Origin of the sequence: Thioclava sp. F28-4 (genome assembly GCF_002020045.1) — a bacterium.
Taxonomy (GTDB): domain Bacteria; phylum Pseudomonadota; class Alphaproteobacteria; order Rhodobacterales; family Rhodobacteraceae; genus Thioclava; species Thioclava sediminum.
This window is the reverse complement of the sequence record NZ_MPZQ01000001.1, coordinates 216,450-242,753: the sequence shown is the minus strand read 5'-3', so window position 1 is coordinate 242,753 and position 26,304 is coordinate 216,450. Positions and strand designations below refer to the sequence as shown.

Here is a 26,304-nt window from a genome sequence, read left to right as displayed (position 1 = left end):
GATGGGTCAGGTCAATTTCTACCATCTGACCCGCTCCAGCCTCGAGGAGGTGGTGCTGAACCTCGCCTCCCGGGCGGTGGAGCAGGGTTGGAAGGTGGAATTGCGCGGGACCGATTCCGCGCGGCTCGACTGGCTCGACCAGAGGCTCTGGCTGATGGGCAACGAGGCGAGCTTCCTGCCGCACGGGCTCGCAGGCGGGCCGCATGACGCGCTGCAGCCGATCCTGCTGGGCACCGCGCCCGCAGGCGACGGGCGCGAGGCGATGATGGCTGTCGACGGCGCCGAGGTCGCAGCAGAGGAAACCGACGCCCATAAGCGCGTCTGGATCCTGTTCGACGGCAACGACCCGCAGGCGGTGCAACATGCGCGCGGGCAATGGAAAACCCTGACCGGCGCGGGCGCGAAAGCGATCTACTGGTCGGAAGAGGGCGGCCGCTGGGAGAAGAAGGCGGAGAGTTGAGAGGAGCTTATTGCAGTCGCTCCGGCTCCAGCACCATCACGGTCGGCTCGCGCGGCAGGGTCCTGAGCGAAACGATCACCTCGCTCACGCCGGGCCGCTCTACCGCGAACTCGTCTTTCATCCCGTCGAGAAATCTCTGCAGGGTCGGCTCGCCGAACCAATGGACCGGGATCACGATGCGCGAGCGCAGCCGGTTCAGGATACGGATCATCGTCGGCTGATCGACCGTGTAGGAGCCGTCCACCGCCGCCATCACCACATCGAGCCGCCCCAACGCCGCATATTGCGCGGGATCGGGCTCGTGGTGCAGATGCCCCAGATGGCCGATGCAGAGCCCCGCTACCTCGAAGACGAAGATCGAGTTGCCGTTCTCCTCGACCCCGCCGAAGCTGCGGATCGCGGTGGGCACGTTGCGGATCAGCATCTCGCCGAGGTCCAGGTGGTGCTCTGCCGCGACGCCGAACTGACCCGACCAACCCTTCAGCGCTACCGTCCCCTCCGGGATCATATCGGTCATGTGGCTCGAATGGGCGTGGTTCATCGTGACGTAATCAGGGGCAAAGCGCGCCCCGCCGGTCCAGCCGTTGAAATCGGTGACGACCGACAGCCCGCCCTCGGTCTGCAAGAGCACCATCGAATGGTCGATGTAATGCAACCGCACCGATTGCTCCGGCACCGGGTCGGACCAGCTGGCTTTGTGCAGATACTCGATCCCCGGCGCAGCATCCGCGATCGCGATACAGTGGCTGATGCGCTGGTTTTGCGCAGCCGCCGCGAGTGGCGCGAGCGTGGCGCAGAGGGTTAGAAGGATGGAACGAAACATGGCGAGCCTCCTTTTGCCCTAGCGTAAGGCCAAAATGCGATTCCGGTCCATGCCCTTGCGTCCCACGTGGCCTTCCCTTCGCGCCGCTTTGGGTCTATCAGCCGGGGCCGAAGGAGAGCCCCAGATGACCAAGTTCAGCTTCACCCTCAAGGCCACCGATGGTGCTGCGCGCACCGGGACGATCTCGACGCCCCGCGGCGAGATCCGCACGCCGGCCTTCATGCCCGTGGGCACCGCCGCGACAGTGAAGGCGATGATGCCCGAAAGCGTCGCCGCGACTGGCGCGGATATTCTGCTGGGCAATACCTATCACCTGATGCTGCGCCCCGGTGCGGAGCGGGTGGCGCGTCTGGGCGGGCTCCACAAGTTCATGAACTGGGACAAGCCGATCCTGACCGACTCGGGCGGCTTTCAGGTGATGAGCCTCGCGTCTCTGCGCAAGCTGACCGAGGAGGGCGTGACCTTTGCCTCCCATGTCGACGGCTCGAAACATATGCTCTCGCCCGAACGCTCGATGGAGATCCAGAAGCTGCTGGGCTCGGATATCGTGATGTGCTTCGACGAATGCCCGGCGCTGCCCGCGACCGAGGAAGAAGTGGCGAAGTCCATGCGCCTCTCGATGCGGTGGGCGCAGCGCTCCCGCGACGCCTTCGGCGACCGTCCCGGCCATGCGCTGTTCGGCATCCAGCAGGGCGGCGTGACACGTGAACTTCGCGAGGAAAGTGCCGAGAAACTCAAGGAAATCGGCTTCGAGGGCTATGCGGTCGGCGGCCTCGCCGTGGGCGAGGGGCAAGAGGCGATGTTCGGCGTGCTCGACTATGCGCCTGGCATGCTGCCGCAGGACAAACCCCGCTACCTGATGGGCGTCGGCAAACCCGACGATATCGTGGGCGCGGTCGAGCGCGGCATCGACATGATGGATTGCGTGCTGCCGTCGCGCTCGGGGCGCACGGGCCAAGCCTGGACCCGCCGCGGTCAGGTCAACATCAAGAACGCCCGCCATGCCGACGACCCGCGCCCCTTGGACGAGGCCTGCACCTGCCCGGCCTGCCAAAACTACTCGCGCGCCTATCTGCACCACGTCTTCCGCTCCGGCGAGATGATCTCGGGGATGCTGCTGACCTGGCACAACCTGCATTACTATCAGGAACTGATGGCGGGCCTGCGCGCGGCGATCGACGAGGGGGCGCTTGCACGCTTCGTCTCGGAATTCCACGAGACCCGCGCGATGGGCGATATCGAGCCGCTCTGAACCCCGCTCAGTGCGAGATCACGATGACGGCCGCGTAATGCGTCGCGGCTGCGGCCAGCACATGGCCGTGCCAGATCGCGCGCGAAAAGGGGATGCGCTCGGTCTGGTAGAAGATCACGCCGACCGTATAGGTCAGCCCGCCCACGACCAGCAGGATCAGCGCGGGCAGGGGCAGGGCTACGATCAGCGGCCACATCGCGATCATCCCGAGCCAGCCCATCGCCAGATAGAGCCAGAACCCCGTGCGCTCCGCGCGGTGAAAGAAGCCGAGCTTCATCACGATGCCGAAGGTCGCGAGCGCCCAGACCGTCGCGGTCAGCGCCCAGCCGGCGACGCCGCCGAGGCCGATGAGCGCCATCGGCGTGTAAGTGCCCGCAATCAGAAGATAAATCGCCGCATGGTCGAAGCGCCGCAGCACCGCGCGCGTCGGTGCATGCAGGGTGAGGTTATAGGCGGCCGAGAGCGAGAAAGAGGCGATCAGCCCCACCGAGTAGACCGCGAGCGGCCAGACCCGGCCTTCCGGCGCCGCCAGCGATGCCCAGACGATCAGCGCGCTGACGCCTGCCACGGCGAAAACGACGCCCAGCACATGGACGACGCCATCGGCGACATGTTCGCGAAAGCTGTGGCTCAATTGGTGGCGCGTCATCGTGGTGATCCCCTCAGTCATGCCTTTAAGATAGCAACGATGAGGCGAACTCCCAAGCCGCGGCGGAAAAAACGCTGGGTCACAAGGGGGCTCTGCCCCCGCGCGCTGCCGCGCGCGCCCCGGGATATTTGAAAAGAGCGAAGACAGGACAGACGCCCATCTTCGCTCTTTTCAAATATCCGGGGGTGAGGGCGAAGCCCGAGGGGGCAGAGCCCCCTGACCCAGATTAGATACCGTCGCCGACGAAGGCCTTCTCGACCACATATTCGCGCGGCTCGGAATTCGCGCCTTCGCGCAGCCCGAAGCCTTCGAGCACCGCCATCACGTCCTTGTTGAAGGCGAGCGAGCCGCAGACCATCGCGCGGTCGGTCTCGGGGTTCATCGGCTCGAGGCCGAGATCCTTGAACACCTTGCCGTTCTCGAGGTTGTCGGTGATCCGGCCCATGTGATGGAATTCCTCACGGGTCGTGGTCGGGTAGTATTTCAGCTTGCCGTCGACCATCTCGCCGATCAGCGGGTCGTTGATCAGGTTGTCGACCAGCTGGCGACCGTATTCCAGTTCCTCGACCGTGCGGCAGGTATGCATCATGATGACCTCGTCGAACTTGTCGTAGGTCTCGGGGTCGCGCATCAGCGAGGCGAACGGCGCGATGCCGGTGCCGGTGGCGAGGAACCACACCCGCTTACCCGGCAGCAGCGCGTCATGGACCAGCGTGCCCACGGGCTTGGGGCGCAGGATGATCTGGTCGCCCACATTGATATGCTGCAGCTTCGAGGTCAGCGGGCCGTCGGGCACCTTGATCGAGTAGAATTCCAGCTCCTCATCCCAGTTCGGCGAGGCGATGGAATAGGCGCGCAACAGCGGTTTACCATTGTCGCCCATTAGCCCGATCATCACGAACTCGCCCGAGCGGAAACGCAGGGACTGCGGGCGGCTCACGCGGAAGGAAAACAGCCTGTCCGTCCAATGGGTCACTTCGGTCACGGTCTGCGCGTCGGGCAGGGTCTTCGCCTTGGGGATCTCGGTCACGGCGCTCTCGTTCATTGTCACATCTCTCTCGGGCCGGGGCAGGCGCCTCGGTCTGGCAAATATACAGATCGGATACAGCTTGCGTGAGCGCTGGCCCTTGATCTGGCTCAATTGCCGGTTTCGTTATGGTCTATCGGATATCGCGGACGGGTGAAAGCCTCAGCCGGCGAGCCGCGCGCGGTAGTCATGCGCGGCCCAATCGGCGCGGAATAGCCATTGCGCCTGCGGCTGGCGCTCGGCCAGTTCCGGCGGAATCTCGACCTCGTCGAAGCCCACGCGCCGCGCCATCGCATATTGATCCGCGATCAGCGGGCCCGCTGCGCGCAGCCGACCCGTGAAGCCGAGCGCACGGATGCGGCGCGCCAGCGAGAAGCCGCGCCCGTCCGAGAAAGTCGGGAACAGGACGCGGATCATCTCGGCGCCTTCGATCAGCGCAGGGAGGTAGCCCGCATCGGTCTCCGGCGCGATGTCGAGGCTCGCCCCGGTGAAGTCGTCATTGTGGAAGCCGTCGTCGCGAACGATCACGCTCATGCCACATTCTCCTTGTTCTCAATCACTTGGCCTTCACTGTTCACGCGGACGGCCTTGCCGCCGATGAAGTGGATGCCGCATTCGGTCTTGGCGGCGCCGCGCCAGCGACCCGCGCGTTCGTCTTCGCCCGGTTTGACCGGCGAGGTGCAGGGCGCACAGCCGATCGAGGGATAGCCTTGTGCCACGAGCGGGTGGCGCGGCAGGCGGTTCTCGACCATGTAATCCTGCACATCCTGCTTGTCCCAATGGGCGAGCGGGTTGATCTTCATCCGGCTGTCGGTCTCGATCTCGAAGAAATCGAGCGCCGCGCGCTGGCCGCCCTGAAAGCGTTTGCGCCCGGTGATCCACGCGTCATAGCCCGACAGCGCATTTTCCAGCGGCACCGTCTTGCGCAGGGTGCAGCAGGCGTCGGTGCTGTGCTGGTGCAGCGTGCCGTCCGGGTCGTCGCGGGCAATCGCGGCCTCATCGGCCTGGACCACCTGCACATTGGTCAGGCCCAGCTTGGCCGCGACGTCGCGCTGATAGGCGAGCGTCTCGGGAAACAGCATCTGCGTGTCGATGAACAGCACCGGCGTGCCGGGCGCGATCACCGAGACCATATGCAGCAACACCACCGATTCCGCCCCGAAGGACGAAACCAGCGCGACATTGCCCACATCGGGGTCCCGCAACGCCCGCTCCATCACCGCGGTTGCGGCGTGGTGGCGGTAGCGTTCGTTCAGCCCGGCGACGCGGGGGGCGATATCCGTTCCATCACTGAGCGGCATGGCGTTGAGCCTCTGCATAGAGCGCTTCCTTGAACGGGTCCGGGCCAAGGCGGCGCAGCGCGTCGAGGAAGCTCTCGGTGGCGCTTTCACGCAGCTCGAGATAGGCGCGCAGGAGACGCTCCAGCGCAGGGATCACCTCCGTATAGGCGAAGCCGGGGCCGGCACGTTCGCCAAGCGCCATCGTTTCGGTCGCGTCGCCGCCAAGCGTGATCTGGTAGTTCTCCACGCCCGCACGGTCGAGACCGAGGATGCCGATATGGCCCAGATGGTGGTGACCGCAGGCGTTGATGCAGCCCGAGATCTTGATCTTGAGCGCACCGATCTCCTGCTCCAGCCCGAGATCGCGGAAATGGGTCGAGATCTGCTGCGCCAGCGGGATCGAGCGGGCCGTGGCCAGCGCGCAGTAATCCATGCCGGGGCAGGCGATGATATCCGAGGTCAGCCCGATATTCGCCGTGGCGAGGCCGCCCTTGCGCAGGGCCTCGAACAGCGCGGGCAGATCGGCCTTCGCGATATGCGGCAGGATCACGTTCTGCTCGTGGCTGATGCGCAGCTCCGACTGGCCGTAGCGTTCGGCAAGCTCCGCCAGAAGGCGCATCTGGTCGGAGGTGGCATCGCCCGGAGGCGCGCCGTGATCCTTCAGGCTGACCGTGACCACCGCGTAGTCGGGGTTGTGATGGGGCGAGACCGAGCGCGCGGCCCAATCGCGCAGAAGCGCGTCGACACTCAGGGCGGTCTCGAAGCTCTCGCTCTCCCGCGCAGGCAGCGCGGGCGGGGCGAATTGCGTCTTGAGATCGGCGAGGATCGCTTGGTCCGCGCCCTTGAACGCCGCGCGGCGGGCCGGGAATTCGGCCTCGACCATCTCGGAAAACGTATCGATTCCAAGCTCGTGCACGGTGATCTTGATGCGCGCCTTGTACTTGTTGTCGCGCCGTCCGGCGAGGTTCCACGCCGCCACGATCGATTCCAGATAGGGCAGCAGATCGACCGCGGGCAGGAAGCTGCGGATTTCCTTGCCGATCATCGGGGTGCGGCCGAGACCGCCGCCCACGAAGACCTGGAAACCGATCTCGCCATCGCGCTCGACCAGTTGCAGGCCGACGTCATGGGCGCGGATCGCGGCGCGATCGGCCTCGGCGCCGTTGATCGCGATCTTGAACTTGCGCGGCAGGAACTGGAACTCGGGGTGGTCGGTGGACCATTGGCGGATCAGCTCGGCATAGGGGCGCGGATCGGCAATCTCATCGGCGGCGGCACCTGCGAAGGCATCCGTCGTCGTGTTGCGGATCGCGTTGCCCGAGGTCTGGATCGCGTGCATGCCCACATCGGCGAGCGCGTCAATCATATCCGGCACATCGATCAGCTTCGGCCAGTTGAACTGGATGTTCTGGCGCGTGGTGAAGTGCCCGTAGCCGCGATCCCAGGCATCGGCGATCTTGGCGAGCTGGCGCATCTGCCGGGCTTCGATCGTGCCATAGGGGATCGCCACGCGCAGCATATACGCGTGCAGCTGCAGATAGAGGCCGTTCATCAGGCGCAGCGGCTTGAACTCGTCTTCGGTCAGGCTGCCGTCGAGACGGCGCGCGACCTGATGGCGAAACTGCTCGGCGCGCGCGCGGACGGCGGCGCGGTCGAAATCGCTGGGTTGGAACATGGTTCAGCTCCCGGGTAGCTCGATGGAAGGGCCGGAGGCGCGGAAGGCCTCGCGGAAATGCGCGGGCTCGGGGCCGTTCGGGCCGAGCGTGGCAGGCGCGAGATAGGCGCCGACGACTTTCTCGGGCTGGGCATTGGCCAGATCGAGCCACATGTCGGCGATCACCGGATCGTCGAGGAAGGCGGCGTCCTTGAGCCGCAGCACCCATTGGCCCGCGTCGTTCATGTAGACGACATGGCCTTCGCGCAGATCATTGGCGCTGATCACGCCGGGGATGAATTTCTTGCTCATAGCACGGCCTCCATGAGGGCGGTGCGGGCGTCGCGCGGGGCGAGCCCGAGTAGGATCACGGCGGGGCCTTTGGCCTCGGCGGTAACGGTGGGCAGGGTGGCGAGCGTCGCGGGGCGGATCACCTGATCGGCGCGCGAGGCGTTCTCGACCACACAGGCGGGTGTCGCCGGCGAGGCGCCATGCATCATCAGGCGCCCCTGCACGTAGCGCGCCGCGCGCTTGCCCATGTAGATCGCGGCGACAGCGCCGGGGCGGGCCAGCGCCGCCCAATCCTGTTCTGCCAGCCCGTCTGCGTCATGCCCGGTGAGCAGGCGCAGCTCGCGATTGCGGCCGCGTTCGGTCAGGCTCTGGCCAAGCGATGCAGCGGCGGCAGAAGCGGCGGTGATGCCCGGCAGTACGCGATAGGCGATCCCGGCCGCGTCGAGCGCGTCCAGTTCCTCGCCCAGCCGACCGAACACGCCCGGATCGCCAGATTTCAGGCGCAGCACCCGCTGGCCTTCCTGCGCGAGGCGGACGATCAGGGACGAGATGTCGCCTTGTTTCATCGACGGGCCGAAGCCGGTCTTGCCGGTCTCGATCAGCTGCGCCTGCGGACCCGCGAGCGCGAGCACCTCGGCGCTCACCAGCGTGTCGTGCAGGATGACGTCGGCGCACATCATCTCGCGCAGCACCGCCACGGTCAGCAGGTCCGGATCGCCCGGACCGGCCCCTGCAAGGGTCACCTGGGTCTGAGTTTCGAGAGTTTCCATGTCACGCTCCTCGTCTGCGTCTTGAGTGTGAATATAGGAAATTATTCCGGTTTTTGGCTATATGCCCTTGCCAATAAGGACATTCGTTCCTTATGGATTTGGGAGGAGTGACAATCTCCTAACAAGCGGAGGGAAATCGGAATGGCGGTGCAGATCGACGAGCTGGATCGGAAAATCCTCGCGGAGCTTCAGGACGATGCGAGCCAGTCGCTCGACGAAATCGCGCGGAAAACAGGGTCTTCCAAGACCCCGGTCTGGAACCGGATTCGTAAATTGCGCGCGGCGGGGGTGATCGGAAAGCAGACCGCGATCCTCGATCCCGAGGCGCTTGGTTTCGATGCCTGCTTCTTCGTTCTGATCCGCACCTCCGAGCATGAGGCCGAGTGGCAGGACAAGTTCCTCGCCACCCTTCGCGCGCGCCCCGAAGTGATGGAGGCGCACCGTCTGGCGGGCGATATCGACTACATTCTGAAAGTGCGGGTCGAGAATGCGCGCGCCTATGACCGCTTCTATCAGGCGCTGATCTCCGAAGTGAAAATCCACAACGTGACCGCGCTTCTCTCGATGGAGGAGCTGAAATCCACCACCGCGCTGCCGCTGTGAGGCTCAGCGCTTGGTGTAGGTGACCTGCAGCTTCTCCAGCCCGTGGAAATGATAGAGATCGGCGTAATAGGGGCGGCGCGGCAGATCGAGCCCCTGTAGCCGTTCCATCAACATCGGCAGGGCGAGTTTCAGTTCCAGCCGGGCAAGCGGAGCGCCGATGCAGAAATGCGCCCCCGCGCCGAAGCTGAAATTGGTGCGCACGGGGCGCGATGGGTCGAAGACGCTCGCATCGTCCCAGGCCGACGGGTCGCGGTTCGCACCGGCAAGCAATAGCCCGATCCGCTCGCCCTTACGCAGCACCTGTCCCTGAAACTCCATGTCCTCATAGAGCCAGCGCGTGAACAGATGCAGCGGAGGATCGAAGCGCAGAAGCTCCTCGATCGTGCCGTCGATCCGCGCAGGCTCCAGCCAATGCGGTGCGACGGTCTGTTCGATCAGCGTCTTCACGCTGTTGCCGATCTGGTGGACGGTCGCCTCATGGCCCGCGTTCAGGAGCAGGATCACGGTCGAGATCAGCTCGTCGCGGGTCAGATGGGTGCCTTCCTCTTCGACGGCGATCAGCTCCGAGATCAGATCTTCCCCGGGCGCTTTGCGGCGGGTCTCGATCAGATCGCCCAGATAGGCGGCAAATTCCGCCGAAGCGCGCGCGGCGTCTTCCTCGAGGCTGATATCGCGGCGCGCCTGATACATCTGCACCATCGCGTTCGACCACGCCAAGAGCTTGTCCGCATCGCTTTCGGGTACGCCCAGAAGCCGCGCGATCACGATCACAGGCAGGGGTTTGGCGAAATGTTCCAGCAGGTCGCAGCCGCCCTCGGGCATCTCGTCGATCAGCCGATGGCAGAGCGCGGCGATCTCGTCTTGCATCCCTGCGATCCGGCGCGGGGTGAAGGCCTTCGTCACTAGCTTGCGCAGCCGGGTGTGCGTCGGGGCTTCCAGTTCCAACATCGAATGACGCTCGATGGCGTAGAAGGGTTCGAGGTGCTTGGGGATGTCCACCGCCTGCTCGGGTGGGGCCTCGCGCCCCAGCCGCCGGTCGCGCAGCGCCATGCCGACAATCGCGGCCCGCGCGGTAACGCGAAACCCGTATTCGGGCCATTGCACGAAGGGGCCGCCTTGCCGCACCCGATCATAGAACGGGTAGGGGTTCTGGACGAATTCTGGATCGAGCGGGGATTGGGAAAGGGTCTGCATCGGCGCTCCGGTTACTCGGGGCCAGATTGGCCGCAACGCGCCCGGGGATGCAAGACCAAGCGAACGCTCCGCCTTGCATTGCCGCGCGGTTGGCGCAAGGAAAGGGGCGGGAGAGTGCTGATGCTGGGCCGTGTCGCCATATTGCTGATCTGGATCGCGCTGACGCTCGCCGCCTCTATCGGGGTCTGGCGGGTCTCGGCGCGCGAGGGTCTGGCGCGGATCGAAGCGCAGGGGCAATCCGATCTGCGGCTCGCCTCGGATCGTCTGGTGGCGGCGCTGTTGCAATTTCGCGAGGTGGCGGTGCTGGCTGCGGATCATCCCGACGTGGTCGCGCTGGCGGCACGTTTCGCCGAAGGGGGCAAGGCGGTCGGCACATGGCGCGATGCGGCGGTGAGCCTGACGCTGCAACGCCTCGCCGACCATGCGGGCGCGCGCGACATCTGGCTGATCGCACCGGGCGGCACTGTGCTGGCAGGCCCGGCGGACAGCCCTGACAGGGTCACAATGAACCGGGCGCTTTCGCGGGCGGCGCAAGGAGCGACCGGCTCCGAGCATTTCGTCGACCCCGACACCGGCGATCGGCTGTTCGTCTTCGCCGCGCCGGTCTTTGCCTCCGGCGGCAATGTTGCGGGGATCGTGCTGCTGCGGCTGAATGCCGAGGATGTCGAGGCCGAGGGGCGCGGCAACCCGGTGCCGGTCTGGTTCACCGATGATAGCGGCGTGAGTTTCCTGACCAACCGCACCGATCTGGTGCTGCTGTCCGAGCCCGGGGCAAAGTCCGATCCCGCGACCTATCCGGCGGGGTCGCTCGCCGGGGTGCTGCACCTGCGCGAACGCAACCTTGCGGGTCATCGTCTGGTGTCGGGAGATGGCTCGCTTTCCGGTCCCGCACTGGACGTCTCGCGCGCCTTGCCGGTGATCGAAATGGAGGGCCATGCCCTCGCTGCCGCGGACCCGGTGTTGCGCGCGGCGCGGCTTGCGGCGCTTTCGACTGCGGCCGGGTTTCTCGCGGTGGGGGCGGTGATGTTCGCCCTGTGGGAGCGCAGGCAGGCGCTCTCCGAGGCCAATGCCGCGCTCGAAGTCCGCGTTGCTGAACGCACGGCGGAGCTGTCGACCGCGAACGAGGAATTGCGCCGCACGCAGGCCGAGCTGGTGCAGGCGGGCAAGCTCTCGGCGCTGGGGCAGATGTCGGCGGGGATCAGTCACGAGTTGAACCAGCCGCTGATGGCGATCTCGTCTTATGCCGAGAATGCCGAACTGCTGCTCGATCGCGGTCGGACCGAAGAAGCGGGCGAGACGCTGGGCAAGATCGGGGCGATGGCGCATCGCATGGCGCGCATCATCCGCAACCTGCGCGCATTCGCGCGGCAGGAAAGCGAACCCGCGACCCGCGTCGGGCTGGCTGCGGTGGTGGAGAGCGCGCTGGAGATGCTCGACGAGCGACTGCGGCGCGTGGGCGTCACCGTGGACTGGCAGCGCCCCGACTTTCCCGCCATCGTGATGGGCGGCGAGGTGCGGCTGAGTCAGGTCGTCATCAACCTGATCTCGAACGCGATCGAGGCGATGGAAGGCCAGTCTGAGCGCCGCCTGACGATCCGCATGGCGCGCGCGGACGGGGTGATCCGCCTCAGCCTGCGCGACACCGGGCCGGGTATCGCCGATCCGGACCGCATCTTCGATCCGTTCTACTCGACCAAGGAGGCGGGATCGGCGGAGGGGCTTGGCCTCGGCCTCTCGATCTCTTACGGGCTGGTGCAAGGGTTCGGCGGCACCCTGCGGGGCGAGAATGTGTCCGGCGGCGGCGCGCGTTTCACTATCGAGTTGCGCGAAGCCACGGCCCAACCCAAACCGATCGAGGTGGAGACATGATGCGCCGGGTTCTCTTTGTCGATGACGACCGTGCGGTGCGCGAGGCGCTGGGCCAGACGCTGGAACTGGCAGGGCTGAAGCCGACGCTTGCGGGCAGCTATATCGAGGCGAAGGACCATATCTCGACTGAGTTCGAAGGGATCGTGGTCACCGATATCCGCATGCCGGGCAAGGACGGGTTCGCGCTGCTGGATCTCGTGCAGAAGGCCGACGCCGAGCTGCCCGTCGTCCTGCTGACCGGGGAGGCGGATGTGCCCATGGCGGTGCGTGCAATGGCGGCGGGTGCGTTCGATTTTCTGGAAAAGCCCTGCACGGGGAAAGACTTGCTGGCCGTTGTCGAGAAGGCGCTGGAAACCCGCGCGCGGGTGATGGAGGCGCGGTTCTCGCGGGCTGCGGGCAAGCGCGGCGACGCGGCGGCGCGGATTTTGGTGGGTAGCTCTCCGGTGGCGGAGGGTTTGCGCGAAGCCGCCCGACGCGCCGCGCGCTCGGGCGCCGAGGTGCTGATCACCGGCGCGCCGGGGGCGGGCAATTCCAAGCTTGCCGAGGTGATCCACCTGCTCTCGACCAATGCGCGGCGGCCCTTCGTGAAACTCGCCGCGGCGGGCCTCGATGTGGAAGCGCTGGAGGCGGGCTTCGCACAGGCCGAGGGCGGGACGCTTTATCTTGATGAGGTGGCCGATCTGCCGCGCCCCGCGCAATTCGCGCTGATCGAACTCTTGGAGACACGGCCCGCCACGCGCCTGATCGCGGGCACCTATCGTGACCTGCCGGGCGAAGCGCGGGCCGGGCGTTTTCACCCCGATCTCTACTGGCGGCTGGAGGCGTTGAAAGTGCGCATCCCGTCGCTGTCGGAGCGCCCCGAGGATATTCCCGCGCTGTTTCGCCATTACGTCGCTACCGCCTGCGAGCAGGCCAACCTGCGCGCCCCCGAAATCCCGCCCGAGATGACCGCGCAACTGATGGCGCGCGACTGGCCCGGCAATGCCCGTGCGCTGATGTCCGAGGCGATGCGCTTCGCGATGGGCCTTGAGGCGGGGGAGCCGCCCGAGGAGCTTGGTCTGTCCGAGCGCATGGCGGCGGTCGAGAAGTCGCTGCTGGCCGAGGCGCTGACCCGCGCGGGCGGCAATGCGACCGAGGCGGCGGCGGCGCTGAAACTGCCGCGCAAGACCTTCTACGACAAGCTCGCGCGCCACGGGCTTCGGCCCGAGGAGTATCGGGACTAGCGGCGGGCGAGGATTCGCACTGATCCGGTTCGATCTGTGCGGGATTTCGCACACGCCTCCGCGCGTCCTAGTGAAGCGTTCCTCCTAAGATCCTGATTTTGCGCAGATAATGCCTTTTTCACAAGAGTTTCACGAAACAGTTGATCGCATCTCTCGGCGGCTTTTTGCTGACCCCAATGCCGGGGAGGACCGGCGTGACATGAATTCCGGGAGGACATTATGAAGAAATTTACCGCCGCCGTTTCGGCGCTCGCTCTCATGGCTTCGGCCTCGGTCGGAATGGCCGATCCGACGGGCTGCGACGAAGGCGAGATGGTCATCAAGTTCAGCCACGTCACCAACACCGACAAGCACCCGAAAGGGATCGCGGCTGCGCTGTTCGCCAAGCGCGTGAACGAAGAGATGGACGGCAAGGCCTGCGTCGAGGTCTACCCGAACTCGACCCTTTACAACGATGATCAGGTGCTGGAAGCGATGCTGCAGGGCGACGTGCAGATGGCTGCGCCGAGCCTCTCGAAATTCGAGACCTTCACCAAGAAATACCGCATCTTCGATCTGCCCTTCATGTTCAAGAACATGGACGCCGTGGACGAATTCCAGAATTCGGACATCGGTCAGAATATGAAAGAGGCGATGGTGCGTCGTGGTCTGCTGGGCCTCGATTTCTGGCATAACGGCCTCAAGCAGTTCTCGGCCAACAAGCCGCTGCTCGTGCCGGGCGACGCCAAGGGTCTGAAGTTCCGCGTGCAGCCCTCCGACGTGCTGATCGCGCAGATGGAAGCGCTCGACGCTTCGCCGCAGCCGATGGCCTTCTCGGAAGTCTATGGCGCGCTGCAGACCGGCGTTGTCGATGGGCAGGAAAATACCTGGTCGAACATCTACGGCCAGAAGTTCTATGAGGTGCAGGACGGCATCACCGAGACTAACCACGGCCTGCTCGACTACATGGTCGTGACCTCGGTCGATTGGTGGGACAGCCTCGACCCGGCGATGCGCGACCAGATCAAGTCGATCCTCGACGGGGTCACCAAAGAGCGTAACGCCGCGATCAATCAGGTGAACGAAGAGAACCGTCAGGCGATCCTCGACGCCGGTGCGACGATCCGCGAACTGACGCCCGAGCAGCGCCAGCAATGGGTCGACGCGATGAAGCCGGTCTGGGACCAGTTCAAGGATGACGTCGGTCAGGAAAACATCGACGCAGCGCAGGCGATCAACGCCAAGCACTGATCCGAACGGACGGGCGACGACCCCCACTCGTCGCCCGATCTCACGGCGCGCGCGGCCCCCACACACCCGCGCGCGCCACTTTCAACTCTCGACCTCAGACCGGAGTGAGCCATGAGCCAGCGCTATGAGCCGCGCAACGGGTTTTCGCGGGCGATCCATCATCTGGAGGAGACGCTGATCGCGTTGATCCTCGGCACGATGACCGTGATCACCTTCGTCAATGTCGTGCTGCGCTACGTCTTCAACTCCTCGCTGATCTGGGGGCTGGAGACGACTTTGATCCTCTTCGCCTGGCTGGTTCTGCTGGGCATGAGCTACGCGGTGAAAGTGACCGCGCATCTTGGCGTCGATGCGATCATCAACATGCTGCGCCCAGGGCCGCGCAAGGCCATGAGCCTCGTCGCGGCGGGCCTGTGTATTCTCTACGCGGTACTGCTGCTGAAAGGCGCATGGGATTACTGGGCGCCCTTCGCCGGGTTTGAGCAGACCTCGGGCCGCTGGTTCCCGACGGGCTTTCAAGACACCCGCGACCGCGCCTTCTACGAGACCGATCAGGTGCCGATCGCGCATTGGCTCGCCGTCTGGCTGGGGGATCGGTTCAACATGGGCGAGGCCTATGACAAACTGCCGCGCTTCATCCCTTACCTGATCCTGCCGATCGGCGTGACGCTTCTGCTGATCCGCTTCGTGCAGGCGGCAATCGGGGTCGCCGTGGGCAGCCGCGCGGCGCTGATCGTGAGCCACGAAGCCGAAGACCAAGTGGCCGAGGTGGCCTATATCAACAAGGGTGACTGAGGCATGGATATCCTGTTCCTTTTCGTGATGGTGATCGGCTTCATGCTGATCGGCGTGCCGATCGCGGTCTCTCTGGGGCTCGCGTCGACGCTGTTCCTGCTGATCTTCTCGGACGCCTCGCTGGCCTCCATCGCGCAGTCGCTCTACGACGCGATGGACAATCACGCGACGCTGCTGGCGATCCCGTTCTTCATCCTCGCGTCGAGCTTCATGTCGACGGGCGGGGTGGCGCAGCGCATCATCCGCTTCGCCATCGCCGTGGTGGGCCACCTGCCGGGCGGTCTGGCCATCGCGGGCGTCTTCGCCTGTATGCTGTTTGCGGCGCTCTCGGGCTCGTCGCCTGCCACCGTGGTCGCCATCGGCTCCATCGTCATCGCGGCGATGCGTCAGGTGGGCTACTCGAAGGATTTCGCCGCCGGCGTGATCTGTAACGCGGGCACCTTGGGCATTCTGATCCCGCCGTCGATCGTGATGGTGGTCTATGCCTCGGCGACCGACGTGTCGGTGGGCCGGATGTTCCTCGCGGGCGTCATTCCGGGCCTGATGGCGGGCGTAATGCTGATGGCCACGATCCTGTTCTTCGCGATCAAGCGCAACCTGCCGAAAGGCGAGTGGCAAGGCTGGGGCGAGGTCGCCGCAAGCTTCGTCGACGCGTTCTGGGGCCTGATGCTGATCGCGATCATCATGGTCGGCCTCTACGGCATTCCGGGAATCACGGGCGGCATCTTCACCCCCACCGAGGCCGCCGCCGTCGCCGCCGTCTATGCGTGGTTCGTCGCGAACTTCATCTATCGCGACATGGGCCCGCTCGATGAGGGCGAGCAGAAAACTTCGCTTCTGAAGAAGCCGCAGGCAATCTTCACCGCGATCTGGCACAAGGGCACGCGCGACACGCTGTTCGAGGCGGGCAAGCTGACCATCACGCTGATGTTCATCATCGCCAACGCGCTGATCCTCAAGCACGTGCTGACCGACGAGCAGATCCCGCAGAAGATCACCGAGGCCCTCCTCGGCGCAGGCCTCGGCAAGATCATGTTCCTCGTGATCGTCAACATCATCCTGCTGATCGGCGGTCAGTTCATGGAGCCCTCGGGCCTGATCCTGATCGTCGCGCCGCTGGTCTTCCCGATCGCGATCGAGCTGGGCGTCGATCCGATCCATCTCGGCATCATCATGGTGGTGAACATGGAGATCGGGATGATCACGCCACCGGTGGGGCTGAACCTCTTCGTGACCTCCGGGGTGGCGGGGATGCCGATCATGCGGGTCGTGAAAGCGGCCGCGCCCTTCCTCGCCGTGCTCTTCGTCTTCCTGATCCTTGTCACCTATGTGCCGTTCCTGTCGACATGGCTGCCGACGATGGCGATGGGGCCGGAGACGGTCGTGAAATAACCCGAGCGGGGCAGGGGCTGCTTCCGGCCCGATGCTCCGCCATTCCAACTGGGCGCGCCCGTGGCATCCCCACGCGGCGCGCTTTTGTTTGGGGGAGGGGCGCTGCAAAGGGGAGAGGGGGCTCTGCCCCCGCGCGCTGCGCGCGCCCCCCGGGATATTTCGGCCAAGCCGAAAGAAGCCCCGTGCTTTCGCCTTGGCCGAAATATCCCGGGGTGAATTCGCGCAAGCGAAGAGGGGCAGCGCCCCTGTTGCCCGCTCGGGACATGGCACCGGCGCAAAATAAAAGGGCGACCCGATCGGCCGCCCCTCCTGCTCTGGCTATCGCCTGATTTTATTTCTGTTCCGAACCCGTCGGCGCCGGCGCTGCGGCGGCGGTCTCGGAGGCCGGGGGCGCGAGTTTCCGCGTGCCCTGACCGGTTTGCAACGGGTCGTCCTGACGCTGTACCGAACCTTCGAAATGCGCACCGCTCTCGATCGCGATGGTCTTGTGGATGATGTCGCCTTCGACGCGTGCGGTCGAGGTCAGGCGCACCTTCAGGCCGCGCACACGGCCCACGACGCGGCCGTTGACCACGACGTCGTCCGCCATGATCTCGCCCTTGATCGTGGCGCTTTCGCCGACGGTCAGCAGATGGGCGCGGATGTCGCCTTCGACGGTGCCTTCGATCTGGATGTCGCCGGTCGTCTTGACGTTTCCGGTGATGGTCAGGTCCGAGGAGAGAACCGAGGGCGCGGGCTTCGAGCGCGGCGCGGCGCTCGGCGTGTAGTCGCTCGAGCTGGACGTCGGGCGGCTCGGAGCGGTCGAGCTCTCACCGGTTTTGGGCTTGTCGCCGTCGGCCTTGGGGCCCGGTTCATGGATTTTCGATTTAGAAAACATTCTTACCAGCCTTGATGAAGGTCATCGGGTTAATTGGCTTGCCTCCGAGCCGGATCTCGTAGTGCAGATGCGGTCCCGTGGAGTGTCCGGTATTGCCCATATCAGCAATCCACTCGCCTTGCGACACTTTTTGCCCGACTTTCACGTGGAATTTGTTGAGGTGGCCGTAGCGGGTGGTGATGCCGAACTCGTGGCGGATCTTGACGATATTGCCATAGCCGCGCTCGCGTTCGGCGGCGATCACGACGCCATCAGCGGGCGCATAGACCTTGGTGCCGATCGGGGCGGCCATATCGACGCCCTCATGCATCCGGCCCCAGCGCCAGCCGAAGGGCGACGAGAAGCGGAAATGTGCCTTCACGGGCATCGAGAAGGGCAGCTTGTCGACGGCGATGCGATACATGTTCATCTCGTCGAGCTTGCGCAGGATGTTCTCGGCGCGCGCGGTGTCGCCATCGAGATCGGCGGTGCCCTTGGTCGAGAGCGAGATCGGCGAGAGCGGCCCGCCGGTGCCCGAATAGCCCCGCTTGATTTCCTTGAGGACGTGATCGGGATCCATGCCCGCCTGTTTGAAGACCTTGTCGAGCGGCTCCATCGAGATTTTCACCGCCCCTTCGAGCGTGGTGAAGATTTCGTCGTTGCGCTGTTCGAGGAGACGCTTCTGCAGGGCGATCTTGTCCATCTGCAGCTGCGCGGTCTTGGCATCGGCATTCGCCGTGTCGCGTTCCTTCGCGGTCTCGCCGAGCGCGGTGGACAGCATATCGACCGTCTTTTCCATGTCCTCGGCGCGGGCGATCGGCGTCGGACCCGCGTCTGGGCCTTTGCCCTCGGCTTTGGCCAACGCCAGTCGGGCGGTGTCGCGCTCGTCCATGGTGCGGCGCAGGGTCGCCTGAATCACGCCGATCCCGGTTTCCAGCTCGCGCTTGCGTTCTTCCGAGGCGAGCAGAGTGGACTGCATCTTCGAGACCTGCTCGAGGGCGGTCTGGAAACGGTCCTGTGCGGCAAGGGCTTCGGCGGCGCGGGCGTCGCGCTCTTGCGAGAGCGCGTCGAGGCGGCGCTCGAAGGCGAGTTTCGCGACCTTGTCGTTCTGCTCGGCCCCGCCGGAGGAAATTCCGTCGATGAAGAGCATCGAGGTTGCGGCCATCGACCACACGAACACACCTGCGCCGATCGCCAGTACACTCGCTTGGGTGAGGGGGCGCAGTCGGACGAACCGCGTGGCGCTGTCTGATTTCAGAAACAGCCGCTGTTCGGGCAGGATGCGCTCGAGACGGGTGTTCAGGCGGTCGAGAATGCGTCTAGGCAAGCCGGTCGGTCCTGTGTTTGTTGCGGATCAAGCGCGGCCACGGGGCCGCACGTCACTTGCGGCGGCGCACCCGTCCTGCTTGTGGATAAGTCCTCCGCCCTTGAGCAATGGGATTACCAAGGGGGGCAGGTCCGGGCAACCTCTTTCCCCCTCGCATTTGGTCACGGTTCCCTCGCGCGCGCGGTATGAGCGGTTTTCTGCCCAAAAGGGAGGGTGGCCCGGCGGTTTCGTCCCAGCTCGTCATCTGGGCGTCACGTTGGTGTGATCCGCACTTGCCGATGGGCGCGCGCCGCACGACGCCCCCGCGGCGCGAAATCTGCCGCCCGCCGGGGTGCCATGCGGGGCGCTGCGCCCGAGGGGCGGCTCAGCCCAGGTCGCGGGCGGCTTCGAGCACCTCTTCGGCGTGGCCTTTGACTTTCACTTTCGGCCAAACCCGCGCGACGTTGCCGTCCGCGCCGATCAGGAAAGTCGCGCGAACAATGCCCCAGAAGGTTTTGCCATACATCGATTTTTCGGCCCAGACGCCATAGCTTTCGCAGGTCTCGCCACCATCATCCGAGGCGAGATAGATGCCCAGATCATGCTTGGCGCAGAAATTCTCGTGCTTCTTCAGGCTGTCTTTCGAAATGCCGATGACGACGACGCCGGCCTCGGCGAAATCCGGGGCGAGCCGGGTGAAATCGAGCGCCTCGGTGGTGCAGCCGGGCGTGTTGTCCTTGGGGTAGAAATACAGCACGACCGGACGGCCCGCAAAGGCCGACAGCGTCAGATTGCCGTCTTCCGTGATCGGATTTCCGAGCGTTTCGAAGCTCTTGCCGCCCGTAGCGGGAAGGGTGAACTCCGGCGCTTTTTCGCCTGTCTCGATCATTGGGGAACCTCCTTGCAGTTTCGGGGCTTACTTTCCACGCCCGCTTGCGCGAGACTTAACCACGAGGCAGGAGACCCGGGCAAGACCGCGCGCGGTGGGCCCGGCATAAGAGACGGGGTCGGCACGCGCCGCCGCCGAGGGAGAAAAAGCCCCGATCCAACGGGCGCAAGACGAACGGTATGGAGAGACAGCGTCCCGATAGTCGCGAAACGTCCGGCGCGCCCGAAAGGGCGGGCGATGCGTCGTTGAACGATGCCGAGACGCCCAAACCCGAAGCCGAGACCCAGCCCGGGGCAGCGACTCCGGTGAGCCGCGGTCGCCGTGCCCGCACCGGTCTGCTCCTCGTTCTCAGCTTCCTGTTTCTCGGGGTCGTGGCTGCCGGCGCCTTTCTCGTCATCACGCATCGCGCGGTCGCCGTGCCGCAATGGATCGTCGCGCGCATCGAGACCCGCGCCAATGACGCCTTGCAGGGCCAGATGCGGGTCCGGCTGTCCGGCGGGATCGACCTTTACATCGACGATGGCATCCGCCCCCGGATCCGGCTGAACACAGTGCGGTTGGAGCGGCCCTCGGGTCTGCCGATCGCGGTCCTGCCGGAATTGCGCATGACGCTCTGGGCGGAGCCTTTGCTGCGCGGGCGGGTGGAGCCGCGCTCGTTTCGGTTGCGCGGGGCGAGCCTGTCGCTGCATCGTCTGCCCGACGGTAATCTGGATCTCGATTTCGGTGGCGGCAATCGCTTCGCCAATATCGACTTGAACAACGCTTCCGATCTCATTGAGACCTTTGAAAAAACTCTTGAGGTTCCGGCGCTGTCCCGGCTGCAGCAGATCAGCGCGGAAGACCTGCAAATCCGGCTGATGGACGAGCGGCTCGACCGGCTCTGGAAGGTCACCGATGGCCGCTTCAAGCTGACTCAAAGCGACAGTGAAATCTCGGTCGCGCTGGGGTTCGATCTGGGCAGCGGGCAGACGAAACCGGCGCAGGTCGCGCTGTCGATGACCACGCAGAAAGCCAGCCGCGAAGCCAGTTTCGGGGCCGCGGTGACTGCGCTTCCGGCGCGCGATCTGGCGGTTCAGGCCCCGGCGCTCGCGGCGCTCGGCGTGCTCGATGCGCCGATCTCGGGGGCGCTGCGCTCGGGGCTCAACGACAAGGGCGAACTGACCGGGATGAACGCGATGCTCGAAATCGGGCGCGGCGCGATCCGGCCCAACGAGGGCGTGAACCCGATCCCGATCGAGAACGGCAAGCTCTATCTCAACTACGATCCGAAACGGCAGCGCGTCGAGGTCTCGACGCTTTCGCTCAATAGCCGGGCGCTGCGCCTGAAGGCGGCGGGACACACCTATCTGCGCGATCTCGAAGGCGGCGTGCCGCAGAAGATCGTCGGCCAGATCGCGATTTCCGATCTCCAGCTCGATCCGGCAGGTCTGTTCGAGAGCCCGGTTCAATTCGCGCAAGGTGCGGTCGATTTCCGGCTGAACCTAGATCCGTTCCGTATCGATATCGGCCAGCTGGAACTCAACGACCAGGGCGACACGACGATCTCGGCGCGCGGCAAGGTCAGTGCCGAGAAGGACGGCTGGAAAGTCGCGCTCGATGCCGGGATCGACCAGATCGACCAGACCAAGCTGCTCGCGCTCTGGCCGCCCGCGGTGGTGCCGAAGACCCGCGAATGGCTCGAGAAGAACGTGACCACGGGCCAGCTGCGCAATGCCCGCGTGGCGCTGCGGCTCGTGCCGGGCGCGCAGCCGAAACTGGCGCTCGGCTACGAGTTCCGGGGCGCGGATGTGCGGATCATCAAAACGCTGCCGCCCGTGCAGCAGGGCCGAGGTTTCGCGACGATCATCGACACGCGACAGGCGCTCAAGGTCGAGGAGGGGCATGTGACCGCGCCGTCGGGCGGGCGGATCGAGGTGACGGGTTCGTCACTCATCGTCCCCGATATCCGTATCAAGCCCGCCCCGGCGAAGGTCACGCTGATGACGCGCTCGCCGATCCCGGCGGCTCTGTCGCTCCTCGACCAGCCGCCGTTCGAATTCCTAAGCAAGGCGGGCATGAGCACCGATGTGGCGCAGGGCTGGGCCGAGGCGCGCTCGGTGATCCGCTTGCCGCTGAAGCCCAATGTGCCGCAGGACGAGATCGATTTCGACGTGACCGCCCGGCTGACCGAAGTAAAGAGCGACACGCTGGTGCCCGACCGGCCGCTGCGGTCCGATTTGTTGACGCTGAAGGCCGATCCCCAAGGGATGACGATCTCGGGCAAGGGCACTCTGTCCGGTGTCGGGTTCGATGCCGCCTGGACGCAGAAATTCGGGCCGGAGAACAAGGGGCGCTCGGAGGTCGCGGGCACGGTCGATGTCAGCCCCGATGGGCTCGACCGGCTGGGGATTGCGCTGCCCAACGGCATGGTGCGCGGTTCGGGTAAGGGCCGTATCGCGCTCGAGCTGCGCAAGGATCAACCGACGCGGTTCACTTTCGCGAGCGCGTTGCAGGGGATCCGCCTGTCGATCCCGGAAATCGGCTGGAGCAAAGCGCCGGGCAGTGCGGGCGATCTGAAAATGTCCGGCACGCTCGGCGCGCCGCCGCAGGTCGACAGCCTGTCGCTGAGTGCTGCGGGGCTGAAGACGCAGGGCGACATCACCTTGAACAAGGGCGGCGGGCTGAACCGGGCGCGGTTCTCGAGCCTGAGCGTCGGCAACTGGTTCACCGGCAGCGTCGATCTGATCGGTCAGGGCAAGGCGCGCCCGCCGAAAGTGAATGTCACCTCGGGCAGGCTGGACCTCGCCAAGGCGGATTTGGGCGGTGGTGCGGGTGCTAGCGCGGGCGGTGCCGGCACGGCGATCAGCGCGGCCCTCGACCGGGTGCAGATCACGGATGGCATCGCGCTGACGGGCTTCCGGGGCGATTTCAACACGCGGGGCGGTCTCTCGGGCCGGTTCCAGGGGCAGTTGAACGGCAGCGCGCCGATCGACGGCACGGTGATCCCGGCTGCGGGCGGGCGCGTCGCGGTGCGCGCGCAAACCCGCGACGCAGGCCGCGCGCTGGCGGCGACCGGGATCTTCACCAAGGCCCGCGGCGGGCAGGGCGCGCTGGTGCTGACGCCGCTTGGGCAGAAAAGCTATGACGGCAAGCTCACGGTCGCAAACCTGCGGGTGAAGGACGCGCCGGTTCTGGCCTCGCTGCTGTCCGCGGCCTCGGGCGTGGGGCTGCTGGAGCAGCTCAGCGGCGATGGCATCCTGTTCAGCTCGGTCGACGGCGCCTTCCGCTTGACGCCCAACGGGGTGAGTGTCACACGGGGCGCCGCCGTGGGGGCCTCTATGGGGGTGACGATGACGGGCAACTATTACCCGCAATCGAAGACACTGAACATGAAGGGCGTGATCTCGCCTTTCTATCTCGTGAACGGGATCGGTCAGGTCATCTCCAAGCAAGGCGAGGGGCTTTTCGGGTTCAACTACTCGCTGCGCGGAAGCTCCGATGCGCCGAAGGTCTCGATCAATCCGCTCTCGGTGCTCGCGCCGGGCGGTCTGCGCGAGTTGTTCCGGGCGGGGCCGCCCAAGGTGCTGAGCGAATAAGGCTGACGATGAAGCTAGACGATTTCGATTTCGAGCTCCCCGAGGGGCTGATTGCGACGCGACCTGCGCGCCCGCGCGATGCGGCGCGGCTGCTGCTGGCCGAGGGCGATGCGATCCACGACCGCCATGTGCGCGATCTGATCGACATCTTCCGCCCCGGCGACCGGCTGGTGCTCAACAACACCAAGGTGATCCCGGCGCGGCTGGCGGGCACCCGGACCCGGCAAAGCGCGCAGGGCGAGGTGGTCGCGAAGGTCGAGGTGACGCTTCTGGAACCCGCACCGGGCGGCGAATGGTCGGCGCTGGCCAAGCCTTTGCGCAAGGTGAAGGAAAGCGAGGAGATCGTCTTCTCCGACGCGCTCTCGGCCAGGGTCGAGGCGATCGAGAACGGCCAGCTGCGGCTCAGTTTCAACCTGTCGGGCGAGGATTTCGACGCGGCGCTGGCCGAGGCGGGCGCGATGCCGCTGCCGCCCTATATCGCGGCGCTGCGCGCGCCCGATGACGAGGACAAGCGCGACTACCAGACCGTCTTCGCGCGCCATTCCGGTGCGGTCGCGGCGCCCACGGCCAGCCTGCATTTCACCCGCGAGCTGCTGGAGGCGCTGGCCGCCAAGGGCGTGGAGTTCACCGAAGTCACGCTCCATGTCGGCGCGGGCACCTTCCTGCCGGTGAAGGTCGAGGACGTCACCACCCACAAGATGCATGCCGAATGGGGCGAGGTCAGCGAGCAGGCGGCAGCCGAGATCAACGCGACCAAACAGGCGGGCGGCCGCGTCATTCCGGTCGGCACCACCGCGCTGCGCCTGATCGAGAGCGCCGCGCGCGCCGAGGGTGGCGCGAAAGGCCATATCGTGCCTTTCCGCGACGCCACCGACATCTTCATCTATCCCGGCTTCGAGTTTCGCATCACCGATGCGCTGATGACGAATTTCCACCTGCCGAAATCGACGCTGCTGATGCTGGTCTCGGCTTTGATGGGCCAGGACCGTATACGCGAAATTTACGATCATGCGGTTAAGACGGGCTATCGTTTCTTCTCTTACGGCGATGCGTCGCTTCTAATTCCGTAGAGTCGCTTTCAGGGCTTGGAAATGTCTTCGCTGCGGACTAGATGCCGCGACACGACGCAATCCAAATCAGTCCCCGGGAGTCCAAGACATGTTGTTAGTGCTGCGCCAGACATGGCCGCTTTTGCTGGGCATCATGCTCTTGATGGTCGGCAACGGGATGCAGGGCACGCTGCTTGGTATCCGCGGCAAGATCGAGGGTATCGACACTTTCTATATGTCGCTCGTCATGTCGGCCTATTTCGCGGGCTTCCTGTTCGGGTCGCGCATGGTGCCGGAGATGATCGCGCGCGTCGGTCACGTGCGGGTCTTCGCGGCGCTCGGCTCGCTGATCTCGGCGATCCTCGTCCTTTATGCCGCCTTCCCGAACTGGCCCTCCTGGGTGGCGCTGCGCGTGCTGATCGGCTTTTCCTTCTCGGGCGTGTATATCACGGCGGAAAGCTGGCTGAACGCGGGCTCGACCAACGAGACGCGCGGGCAGGCGCTGTCGCTCTACATGATCATGCAGATGTTCGGCATCGTCACGGCGCAGGCGCTGCTGAACGTGGGCGATCCGGCGGGCTATCTCCTCTTCGTGATCCCCTCGGTGCTGGTGTCGCTGTCCTTCACTCCGATCCTGCTCGCGGCCTCGCCCGCTCCCAGCTTCGAGACGATCCAGCGCATGACCTTCAGGCGGCTCTGGGAAGCCTCGCCGCTGGGCATGGTGGGGATCTTCCTGCTGGGCGGCATCATCTCGGCGATGTTCGGCATGGCCTCGGTCTGGGGCACCGCCGAAGGGCTCAACGTGAAGCAGATCTCGGCCTTCGTGGCGGCGATCTACGTGGGCGGCCTCTTCTTGCAATTTCCGATCGGATGGGCTTCGGACCGGATGGATCGGCGCCGCGTGATCATGGGCGCGGCGCTGGTAGGTGCGGTGGTGACCTTCGCGATCTTCGCGACGAACCCGCCCTTCTGGGTGCTGCTGATCGGGGCGGCGCTGATCGGCGGTGTGGCCAACCCGCTCTATTCGCTGCTGATCGCCTACACGAACGACTATCTCGATTATTCCGATATGGCGTCCGCTTCGGCGGGGCTGATGTTCATCAACGGGCTTGGTGCGGTGGCGGGGCCGCTGGTGACCGGTTGGCTCATGAGCGTCATGGGACCGGGCGGGTTCTTCCTCTATATCGGGGTGCTTTGTGCCGGGATCGCGGGCTATGCGGCATGGCGGATGACGCGCCGCGAAGCGCCTTCGGCGGACGAGACCGGCTCCTACACGCTGCTCTCGCCGACGGCGACGGCGGTCGCGGTCGAGGCCCGTCTCGAAGTCGCTCAGGAAGAAGCGGAAGCGGAAGCGGAGGCCGAAGCCGAGGCAGATGCGGACGAGCCGTCCGAGGCCGACAAGCGCACCGAGACCACCGGCTGACGCAAGGCCCTTTGCCTGCCCCTGCGCTTGCCCTACCATGATCTGAAGATCAGGCGGGGCAGGCACGGCAGGGGAGGGCCGTCACCATGGATCGCATTAACGAGATTATACGCTTCTGGCGTATCGAGGTCGGCGAGAAATACTGGTATCAGTCGAGCGAGCAGATCGACGCCGCGATCCGGCGCCGCTATGCGCCGCTCTGGCAGGTGGGTTCGCAAGGTGCGCTGAGCGAATGGGAGCGTAACGCGGAGGGCGCGCTCGCGCTTTTGCTGCTGCTCGACCAGTTCCCGCGCAACATGTTCCGCGAGGACCCGCGCGCCTTTCAGACCGATCCGATGGCGCGCCGCCATGCCGATCGCGCGATCGCCGAAGGGTTCGACCTGCAGATCGGCCCGCCGCTGCAGCAATTCTTCTATCTGCCTTTCATGCATTCCGAGGAACTTGCCGATCAGGACCGGGCGTTCTCTCTGTTCGCCGAGCGCTGGCGCTCGGAGGATAACCTGCGCCATGCGCGCGCACATCGTTCAGTGATCGAACGGTTCGGGCGCTTCCCTTGGCGCAATTCCGCGCTAGATCGCGAAACGACGCCCGAGGAACAGGCATTTATGGAACAGGGCGGCTACCGCAAAGCGCTTGCGGATGCGGATGAGTTGAAGCTGTCCGTAAAATAGTTTAATGCCAAACCAGTTTCTGA

Annotated in this window: 24 protein-coding genes; 12 read left to right on the top strand and 12 right to left on the bottom strand. The window is 65.3% G+C overall.

The genetic code is table 11. The annotated features are described in order from the left end of the window. The first annotated feature begins 1 nt into the window (after position 1). Positions 2-460 carry a DNA polymerase III subunit chi gene (locus BMI87_RS01140; RefSeq protein ID WP_078519333.1) on the top strand — a complete coding sequence of 153 codons (459 nt, stop codon included), beginning with the start codon at positions 2-4 and terminating at the stop codon, positions 458-460. Between the two features lie 7 nt (positions 461-467). On the opposite strand, the gene BMI87_RS01135 is transcribed toward BMI87_RS01140, so the two are convergent. Continuing rightward, complete coding sequence (locus BMI87_RS01135; RefSeq protein WP_078519332.1) at positions 468-1,283, bottom strand: MBL fold metallo-hydrolase; 816 nt, start codon at positions 1,281-1,283, stop codon at positions 468-470. A gap of 124 nt (positions 1,284-1,407) precedes the next feature. Between BMI87_RS01135 and tgt the strand changes: the two genes are divergently transcribed. After that, positions 1,408-2,535 (top strand): tRNA guanosine(34) transglycosylase Tgt, encoded by a 1,128-nt coding sequence (gene tgt / locus BMI87_RS01130; RefSeq protein WP_078519331.1) that lies wholly within the window; start codon positions 1,408-1,410, stop codon positions 2,533-2,535. Between the two features lie 7 nt (positions 2,536-2,542). Here the strand turns inward: tgt and BMI87_RS01125 are convergent, their stop codons facing one another. From BMI87_RS01125 to cobA, 7 genes are all read right to left on the bottom strand, one after another. Then, positions 2,543-3,184, bottom strand: a complete 642-nt coding sequence (locus tag BMI87_RS01125) for a hemolysin III family protein (protein ID WP_078519999.1) — start codon at positions 3,182-3,184, stop codon at positions 2,543-2,545. 226 nt (positions 3,185-3,410) lie between these two features. Beyond that, positions 3,411-4,229, bottom strand: a complete 819-nt coding sequence (locus BMI87_RS01120) for a ferredoxin--NADP reductase (RefSeq protein ID WP_078519330.1) — start codon at positions 4,227-4,229, stop codon at positions 3,411-3,413. A 144-nt stretch (positions 4,230-4,373) separates the two neighbouring features. After that, a complete protein-coding gene (locus BMI87_RS01115; RefSeq protein ID WP_078519329.1) occupies positions 4,374-4,745 on the bottom strand; it encodes a DUF934 domain-containing protein in 372 nt (123 codons plus the stop codon). Beyond that, positions 4,742-5,512: a phosphoadenylyl-sulfate reductase gene (locus BMI87_RS01110; RefSeq protein ID WP_078519998.1), complete on the bottom strand. Its 771-nt coding sequence runs from the start codon at positions 5,510-5,512 to the stop codon at positions 4,742-4,744. Before BMI87_RS01110 ends, BMI87_RS01115 begins: the two co-directional genes overlap by 4 nt. Then, on the bottom strand, positions 5,499-7,166 hold the full coding sequence (locus BMI87_RS01105) for a nitrite/sulfite reductase (protein WP_078519328.1): 1,668 nt from the start codon (positions 7,164-7,166) through the stop codon (positions 5,499-5,501). The genes BMI87_RS01110 and BMI87_RS01105 overlap by 14 nt, the downstream gene beginning before the upstream one ends. A 3-nt stretch (positions 7,167-7,169) precedes the next feature. Then, complete coding sequence (locus BMI87_RS01100; RefSeq protein WP_078519327.1) at positions 7,170-7,457, bottom strand: DUF2849 domain-containing protein; 288 nt, start codon at positions 7,455-7,457, stop codon at positions 7,170-7,172. Continuing rightward, on the bottom strand, positions 7,454-8,206 hold the full coding sequence (gene cobA, locus BMI87_RS01095) for a uroporphyrinogen-III C-methyltransferase (protein WP_078519326.1): 753 nt from the start codon (positions 8,204-8,206) through the stop codon (positions 7,454-7,456). The genes BMI87_RS01100 and cobA overlap by 4 nt, the downstream gene beginning before the upstream one ends. A gap of 141 nt (positions 8,207-8,347) precedes the next feature. Here cobA and BMI87_RS01090 point away from each other — a divergent pair, with 141 nt between their 5' ends. Beyond that, on the top strand, positions 8,348-8,809 hold the full coding sequence (locus tag BMI87_RS01090) for an Lrp/AsnC family transcriptional regulator (protein WP_078519325.1): 462 nt from the start codon (positions 8,348-8,350) through the stop codon (positions 8,807-8,809). 3 nt (positions 8,810-8,812) lie between these two features. Here the strand turns inward: BMI87_RS01090 and BMI87_RS01085 are convergent, their stop codons facing one another. Further along, positions 8,813-10,003 carry a cytochrome P450 gene (locus BMI87_RS01085; RefSeq protein ID WP_078519324.1) on the bottom strand — a complete coding sequence of 397 codons (1,191 nt, stop codon included), beginning with the start codon at positions 10,001-10,003 and terminating at the stop codon, positions 8,813-8,815. A gap of 120 nt (positions 10,004-10,123) precedes the next feature. On the opposite strand from BMI87_RS01085, the gene BMI87_RS01080 reads away from it, so the two are divergent. From BMI87_RS01080 to BMI87_RS01060, 5 genes are all read left to right on the top strand, one after another. Continuing rightward, the gene (locus BMI87_RS01080; protein ID WP_078519323.1) at positions 10,124-11,872 is read left to right on the top strand and encodes an ATP-binding protein; all 1,749 of its coding nucleotides are present in this window, start codon (positions 10,124-10,126) and stop codon (positions 11,870-11,872) included. Then, complete coding sequence (locus BMI87_RS01075; protein ID WP_078519322.1) at positions 11,869-13,095, top strand: sigma-54 dependent transcriptional regulator; 1,227 nt, start codon at positions 11,869-11,871, stop codon at positions 13,093-13,095. The genes BMI87_RS01080 and BMI87_RS01075 overlap by 4 nt, the downstream gene beginning before the upstream one ends. 219 nt (positions 13,096-13,314) lie before the next feature. Then, positions 13,315-14,325, top strand: coding sequence for a TRAP transporter substrate-binding protein (locus tag BMI87_RS01070; protein WP_078519321.1), 1,011 nt, complete (start codon positions 13,315-13,317; stop codon positions 14,323-14,325). Positions 14,326-14,436: 111 nt separating this feature from the next. Beyond that, positions 14,437-15,120 carry a TRAP transporter small permease gene (locus tag BMI87_RS01065; RefSeq protein WP_078519320.1) on the top strand — a complete coding sequence of 228 codons (684 nt, stop codon included), beginning with the start codon at positions 14,437-14,439 and terminating at the stop codon, positions 15,118-15,120. A gap of 3 nt (positions 15,121-15,123) precedes the next feature. Further along, positions 15,124-16,512 carry a TRAP transporter large permease gene (locus BMI87_RS01060; RefSeq protein ID WP_078519319.1) on the top strand — a complete coding sequence of 463 codons (1,389 nt, stop codon included), beginning with the start codon at positions 15,124-15,126 and terminating at the stop codon, positions 16,510-16,512. A 331-nt stretch (positions 16,513-16,843) separates the two neighbouring features. On the opposite strand, the gene BMI87_RS01055 is transcribed toward BMI87_RS01060, so the two are convergent. The 3 genes from BMI87_RS01055 to BMI87_RS01045 form a co-directional block, all read right to left on the bottom strand. Beyond that, positions 16,844-17,389, bottom strand: coding sequence for a polymer-forming cytoskeletal protein (locus BMI87_RS01055; RefSeq protein WP_078519318.1), 546 nt, complete (start codon positions 17,387-17,389; stop codon positions 16,844-16,846). Then, positions 17,379-18,695 carry a M23 family metallopeptidase gene (locus tag BMI87_RS01050; protein WP_078519317.1) on the bottom strand — a complete coding sequence of 439 codons (1,317 nt, stop codon included), beginning with the start codon at positions 18,693-18,695 and terminating at the stop codon, positions 17,379-17,381. The genes BMI87_RS01055 and BMI87_RS01050 overlap by 11 nt, the downstream gene beginning before the upstream one ends. 364 nt (positions 18,696-19,059) lie before the next feature. Further along, positions 19,060-19,563 (bottom strand): peroxiredoxin, encoded by a 504-nt coding sequence (locus BMI87_RS01045; protein ID WP_078519316.1) that lies wholly within the window; start codon positions 19,561-19,563, stop codon positions 19,060-19,062. A 179-nt stretch (positions 19,564-19,742) separates the two neighbouring features. On the opposite strand from BMI87_RS01045, the gene BMI87_RS01040 reads away from it, so the two are divergent. The 4 genes from BMI87_RS01040 to BMI87_RS01025 all read left to right on the top strand — a co-directional run bounded on the left by BMI87_RS01040 (position 19,743) and on the right by BMI87_RS01025 (position 26,281). Then, positions 19,743-23,138 carry an AsmA-like C-terminal region-containing protein gene (locus BMI87_RS01040; protein ID WP_146681478.1) on the top strand — a complete coding sequence of 1,132 codons (3,396 nt, stop codon included), beginning with the start codon at positions 19,743-19,745 and terminating at the stop codon, positions 23,136-23,138. 8 nt (positions 23,139-23,146) lie between these two features. Next, entirely contained in the window at positions 23,147-24,208 is a 1,062-nt protein-coding gene (queA, locus tag BMI87_RS01035) for a tRNA preQ1(34) S-adenosylmethionine ribosyltransferase-isomerase QueA (protein ID WP_078519314.1), read from the top strand. Between the two features lie 88 nt (positions 24,209-24,296). After that, positions 24,297-25,610 (top strand): MFS transporter, encoded by a 1,314-nt coding sequence (locus BMI87_RS01030; RefSeq protein WP_078519313.1) that lies wholly within the window; start codon positions 24,297-24,299, stop codon positions 25,608-25,610. An 86-nt stretch (positions 25,611-25,696) separates the two neighbouring features. Next, positions 25,697-26,281 (top strand): DUF924 family protein, encoded by a 585-nt coding sequence (locus BMI87_RS01025; protein WP_078519312.1) that lies wholly within the window; start codon positions 25,697-25,699, stop codon positions 26,279-26,281. Positions 26,282-26,304 lie beyond the last annotated feature (23 nt).

What these genes read in the sequence shown, in the direction of transcription:
- BMI87_RS01140 (WP_078519333.1), top strand. Translation starts at nt 2, where the DNA reads ATGGGTCAGGTCAATTTCTACCATCTGACCCGCTCCAGCCTCGAGGAG.
- BMI87_RS01135 (WP_078519332.1), bottom strand. Translation starts at nt 1,283, where the DNA reads ATGTTTCGTTCCATCCTTCTAACCCTCTGCGCCACGCTCGCGCCACTC.
- tgt (WP_078519331.1), top strand. Translation starts at nt 1,408, where the DNA reads ATGACCAAGTTCAGCTTCACCCTCAAGGCCACCGATGGTGCTGCGCGC.
- BMI87_RS01125 (WP_078519999.1), bottom strand. Translation starts at nt 3,184, where the DNA reads ATGACGCGCCACCAATTGAGCCACAGCTTTCGCGAACATGTCGCCGAT.
- BMI87_RS01120 (WP_078519330.1), bottom strand. Translation starts at nt 4,229, where the DNA reads ATGAACGAGAGCGCCGTGACCGAGATCCCCAAGGCGAAGACCCTGCCC.
- BMI87_RS01115 (WP_078519329.1), bottom strand. Translation starts at nt 4,745, where the DNA reads ATGAGCGTGATCGTTCGCGACGACGGCTTCCACAATGACGACTTCACC.
- BMI87_RS01110 (WP_078519998.1), bottom strand. Translation starts at nt 5,512, where the DNA reads ATGCCGCTCAGTGATGGAACGGATATCGCCCCCCGCGTCGCCGGGCTG.
- BMI87_RS01105 (WP_078519328.1), bottom strand. Translation starts at nt 7,166, where the DNA reads ATGTTCCAACCCAGCGATTTCGACCGCGCCGCCGTCCGCGCGCGCGCC.
- BMI87_RS01100 (WP_078519327.1), bottom strand. Translation starts at nt 7,457, where the DNA reads ATGAGCAAGAAATTCATCCCCGGCGTGATCAGCGCCAATGATCTGCGC.
- cobA (WP_078519326.1), bottom strand. Translation starts at nt 8,206, where the DNA reads ATGGAAACTCTCGAAACTCAGACCCAGGTGACCCTTGCAGGGGCCGGT.
- BMI87_RS01090 (WP_078519325.1), top strand. Translation starts at nt 8,348, where the DNA reads ATGGCGGTGCAGATCGACGAGCTGGATCGGAAAATCCTCGCGGAGCTT.
- BMI87_RS01085 (WP_078519324.1), bottom strand. Translation starts at nt 10,003, where the DNA reads ATGCAGACCCTTTCCCAATCCCCGCTCGATCCAGAATTCGTCCAGAAC.
- BMI87_RS01080 (WP_078519323.1), top strand. Translation starts at nt 10,124, where the DNA reads ATGCTGGGCCGTGTCGCCATATTGCTGATCTGGATCGCGCTGACGCTC.
- BMI87_RS01075 (WP_078519322.1), top strand. Translation starts at nt 11,869, where the DNA reads ATGATGCGCCGGGTTCTCTTTGTCGATGACGACCGTGCGGTGCGCGAG.
- BMI87_RS01070 (WP_078519321.1), top strand. Translation starts at nt 13,315, where the DNA reads ATGAAGAAATTTACCGCCGCCGTTTCGGCGCTCGCTCTCATGGCTTCG.
- BMI87_RS01065 (WP_078519320.1), top strand. Translation starts at nt 14,437, where the DNA reads ATGAGCCAGCGCTATGAGCCGCGCAACGGGTTTTCGCGGGCGATCCAT.
- BMI87_RS01060 (WP_078519319.1), top strand. Translation starts at nt 15,124, where the DNA reads ATGGATATCCTGTTCCTTTTCGTGATGGTGATCGGCTTCATGCTGATC.
- BMI87_RS01055 (WP_078519318.1), bottom strand. Translation starts at nt 17,389, where the DNA reads ATGTTTTCTAAATCGAAAATCCATGAACCGGGCCCCAAGGCCGACGGC.
- BMI87_RS01045 (WP_078519316.1), bottom strand. Translation starts at nt 19,563, where the DNA reads ATGATCGAGACAGGCGAAAAAGCGCCGGAGTTCACCCTTCCCGCTACG.
- BMI87_RS01040 (WP_146681478.1), top strand. Translation starts at nt 19,743, where the DNA reads ATGGAGAGACAGCGTCCCGATAGTCGCGAAACGTCCGGCGCGCCCGAA.
- queA (WP_078519314.1), top strand. Translation starts at nt 23,147, where the DNA reads ATGAAGCTAGACGATTTCGATTTCGAGCTCCCCGAGGGGCTGATTGCG.
- BMI87_RS01030 (WP_078519313.1), top strand. Translation starts at nt 24,297, where the DNA reads ATGTTGTTAGTGCTGCGCCAGACATGGCCGCTTTTGCTGGGCATCATG.
- BMI87_RS01025 (WP_078519312.1), top strand. Translation starts at nt 25,697, where the DNA reads ATGGATCGCATTAACGAGATTATACGCTTCTGGCGTATCGAGGTCGGC.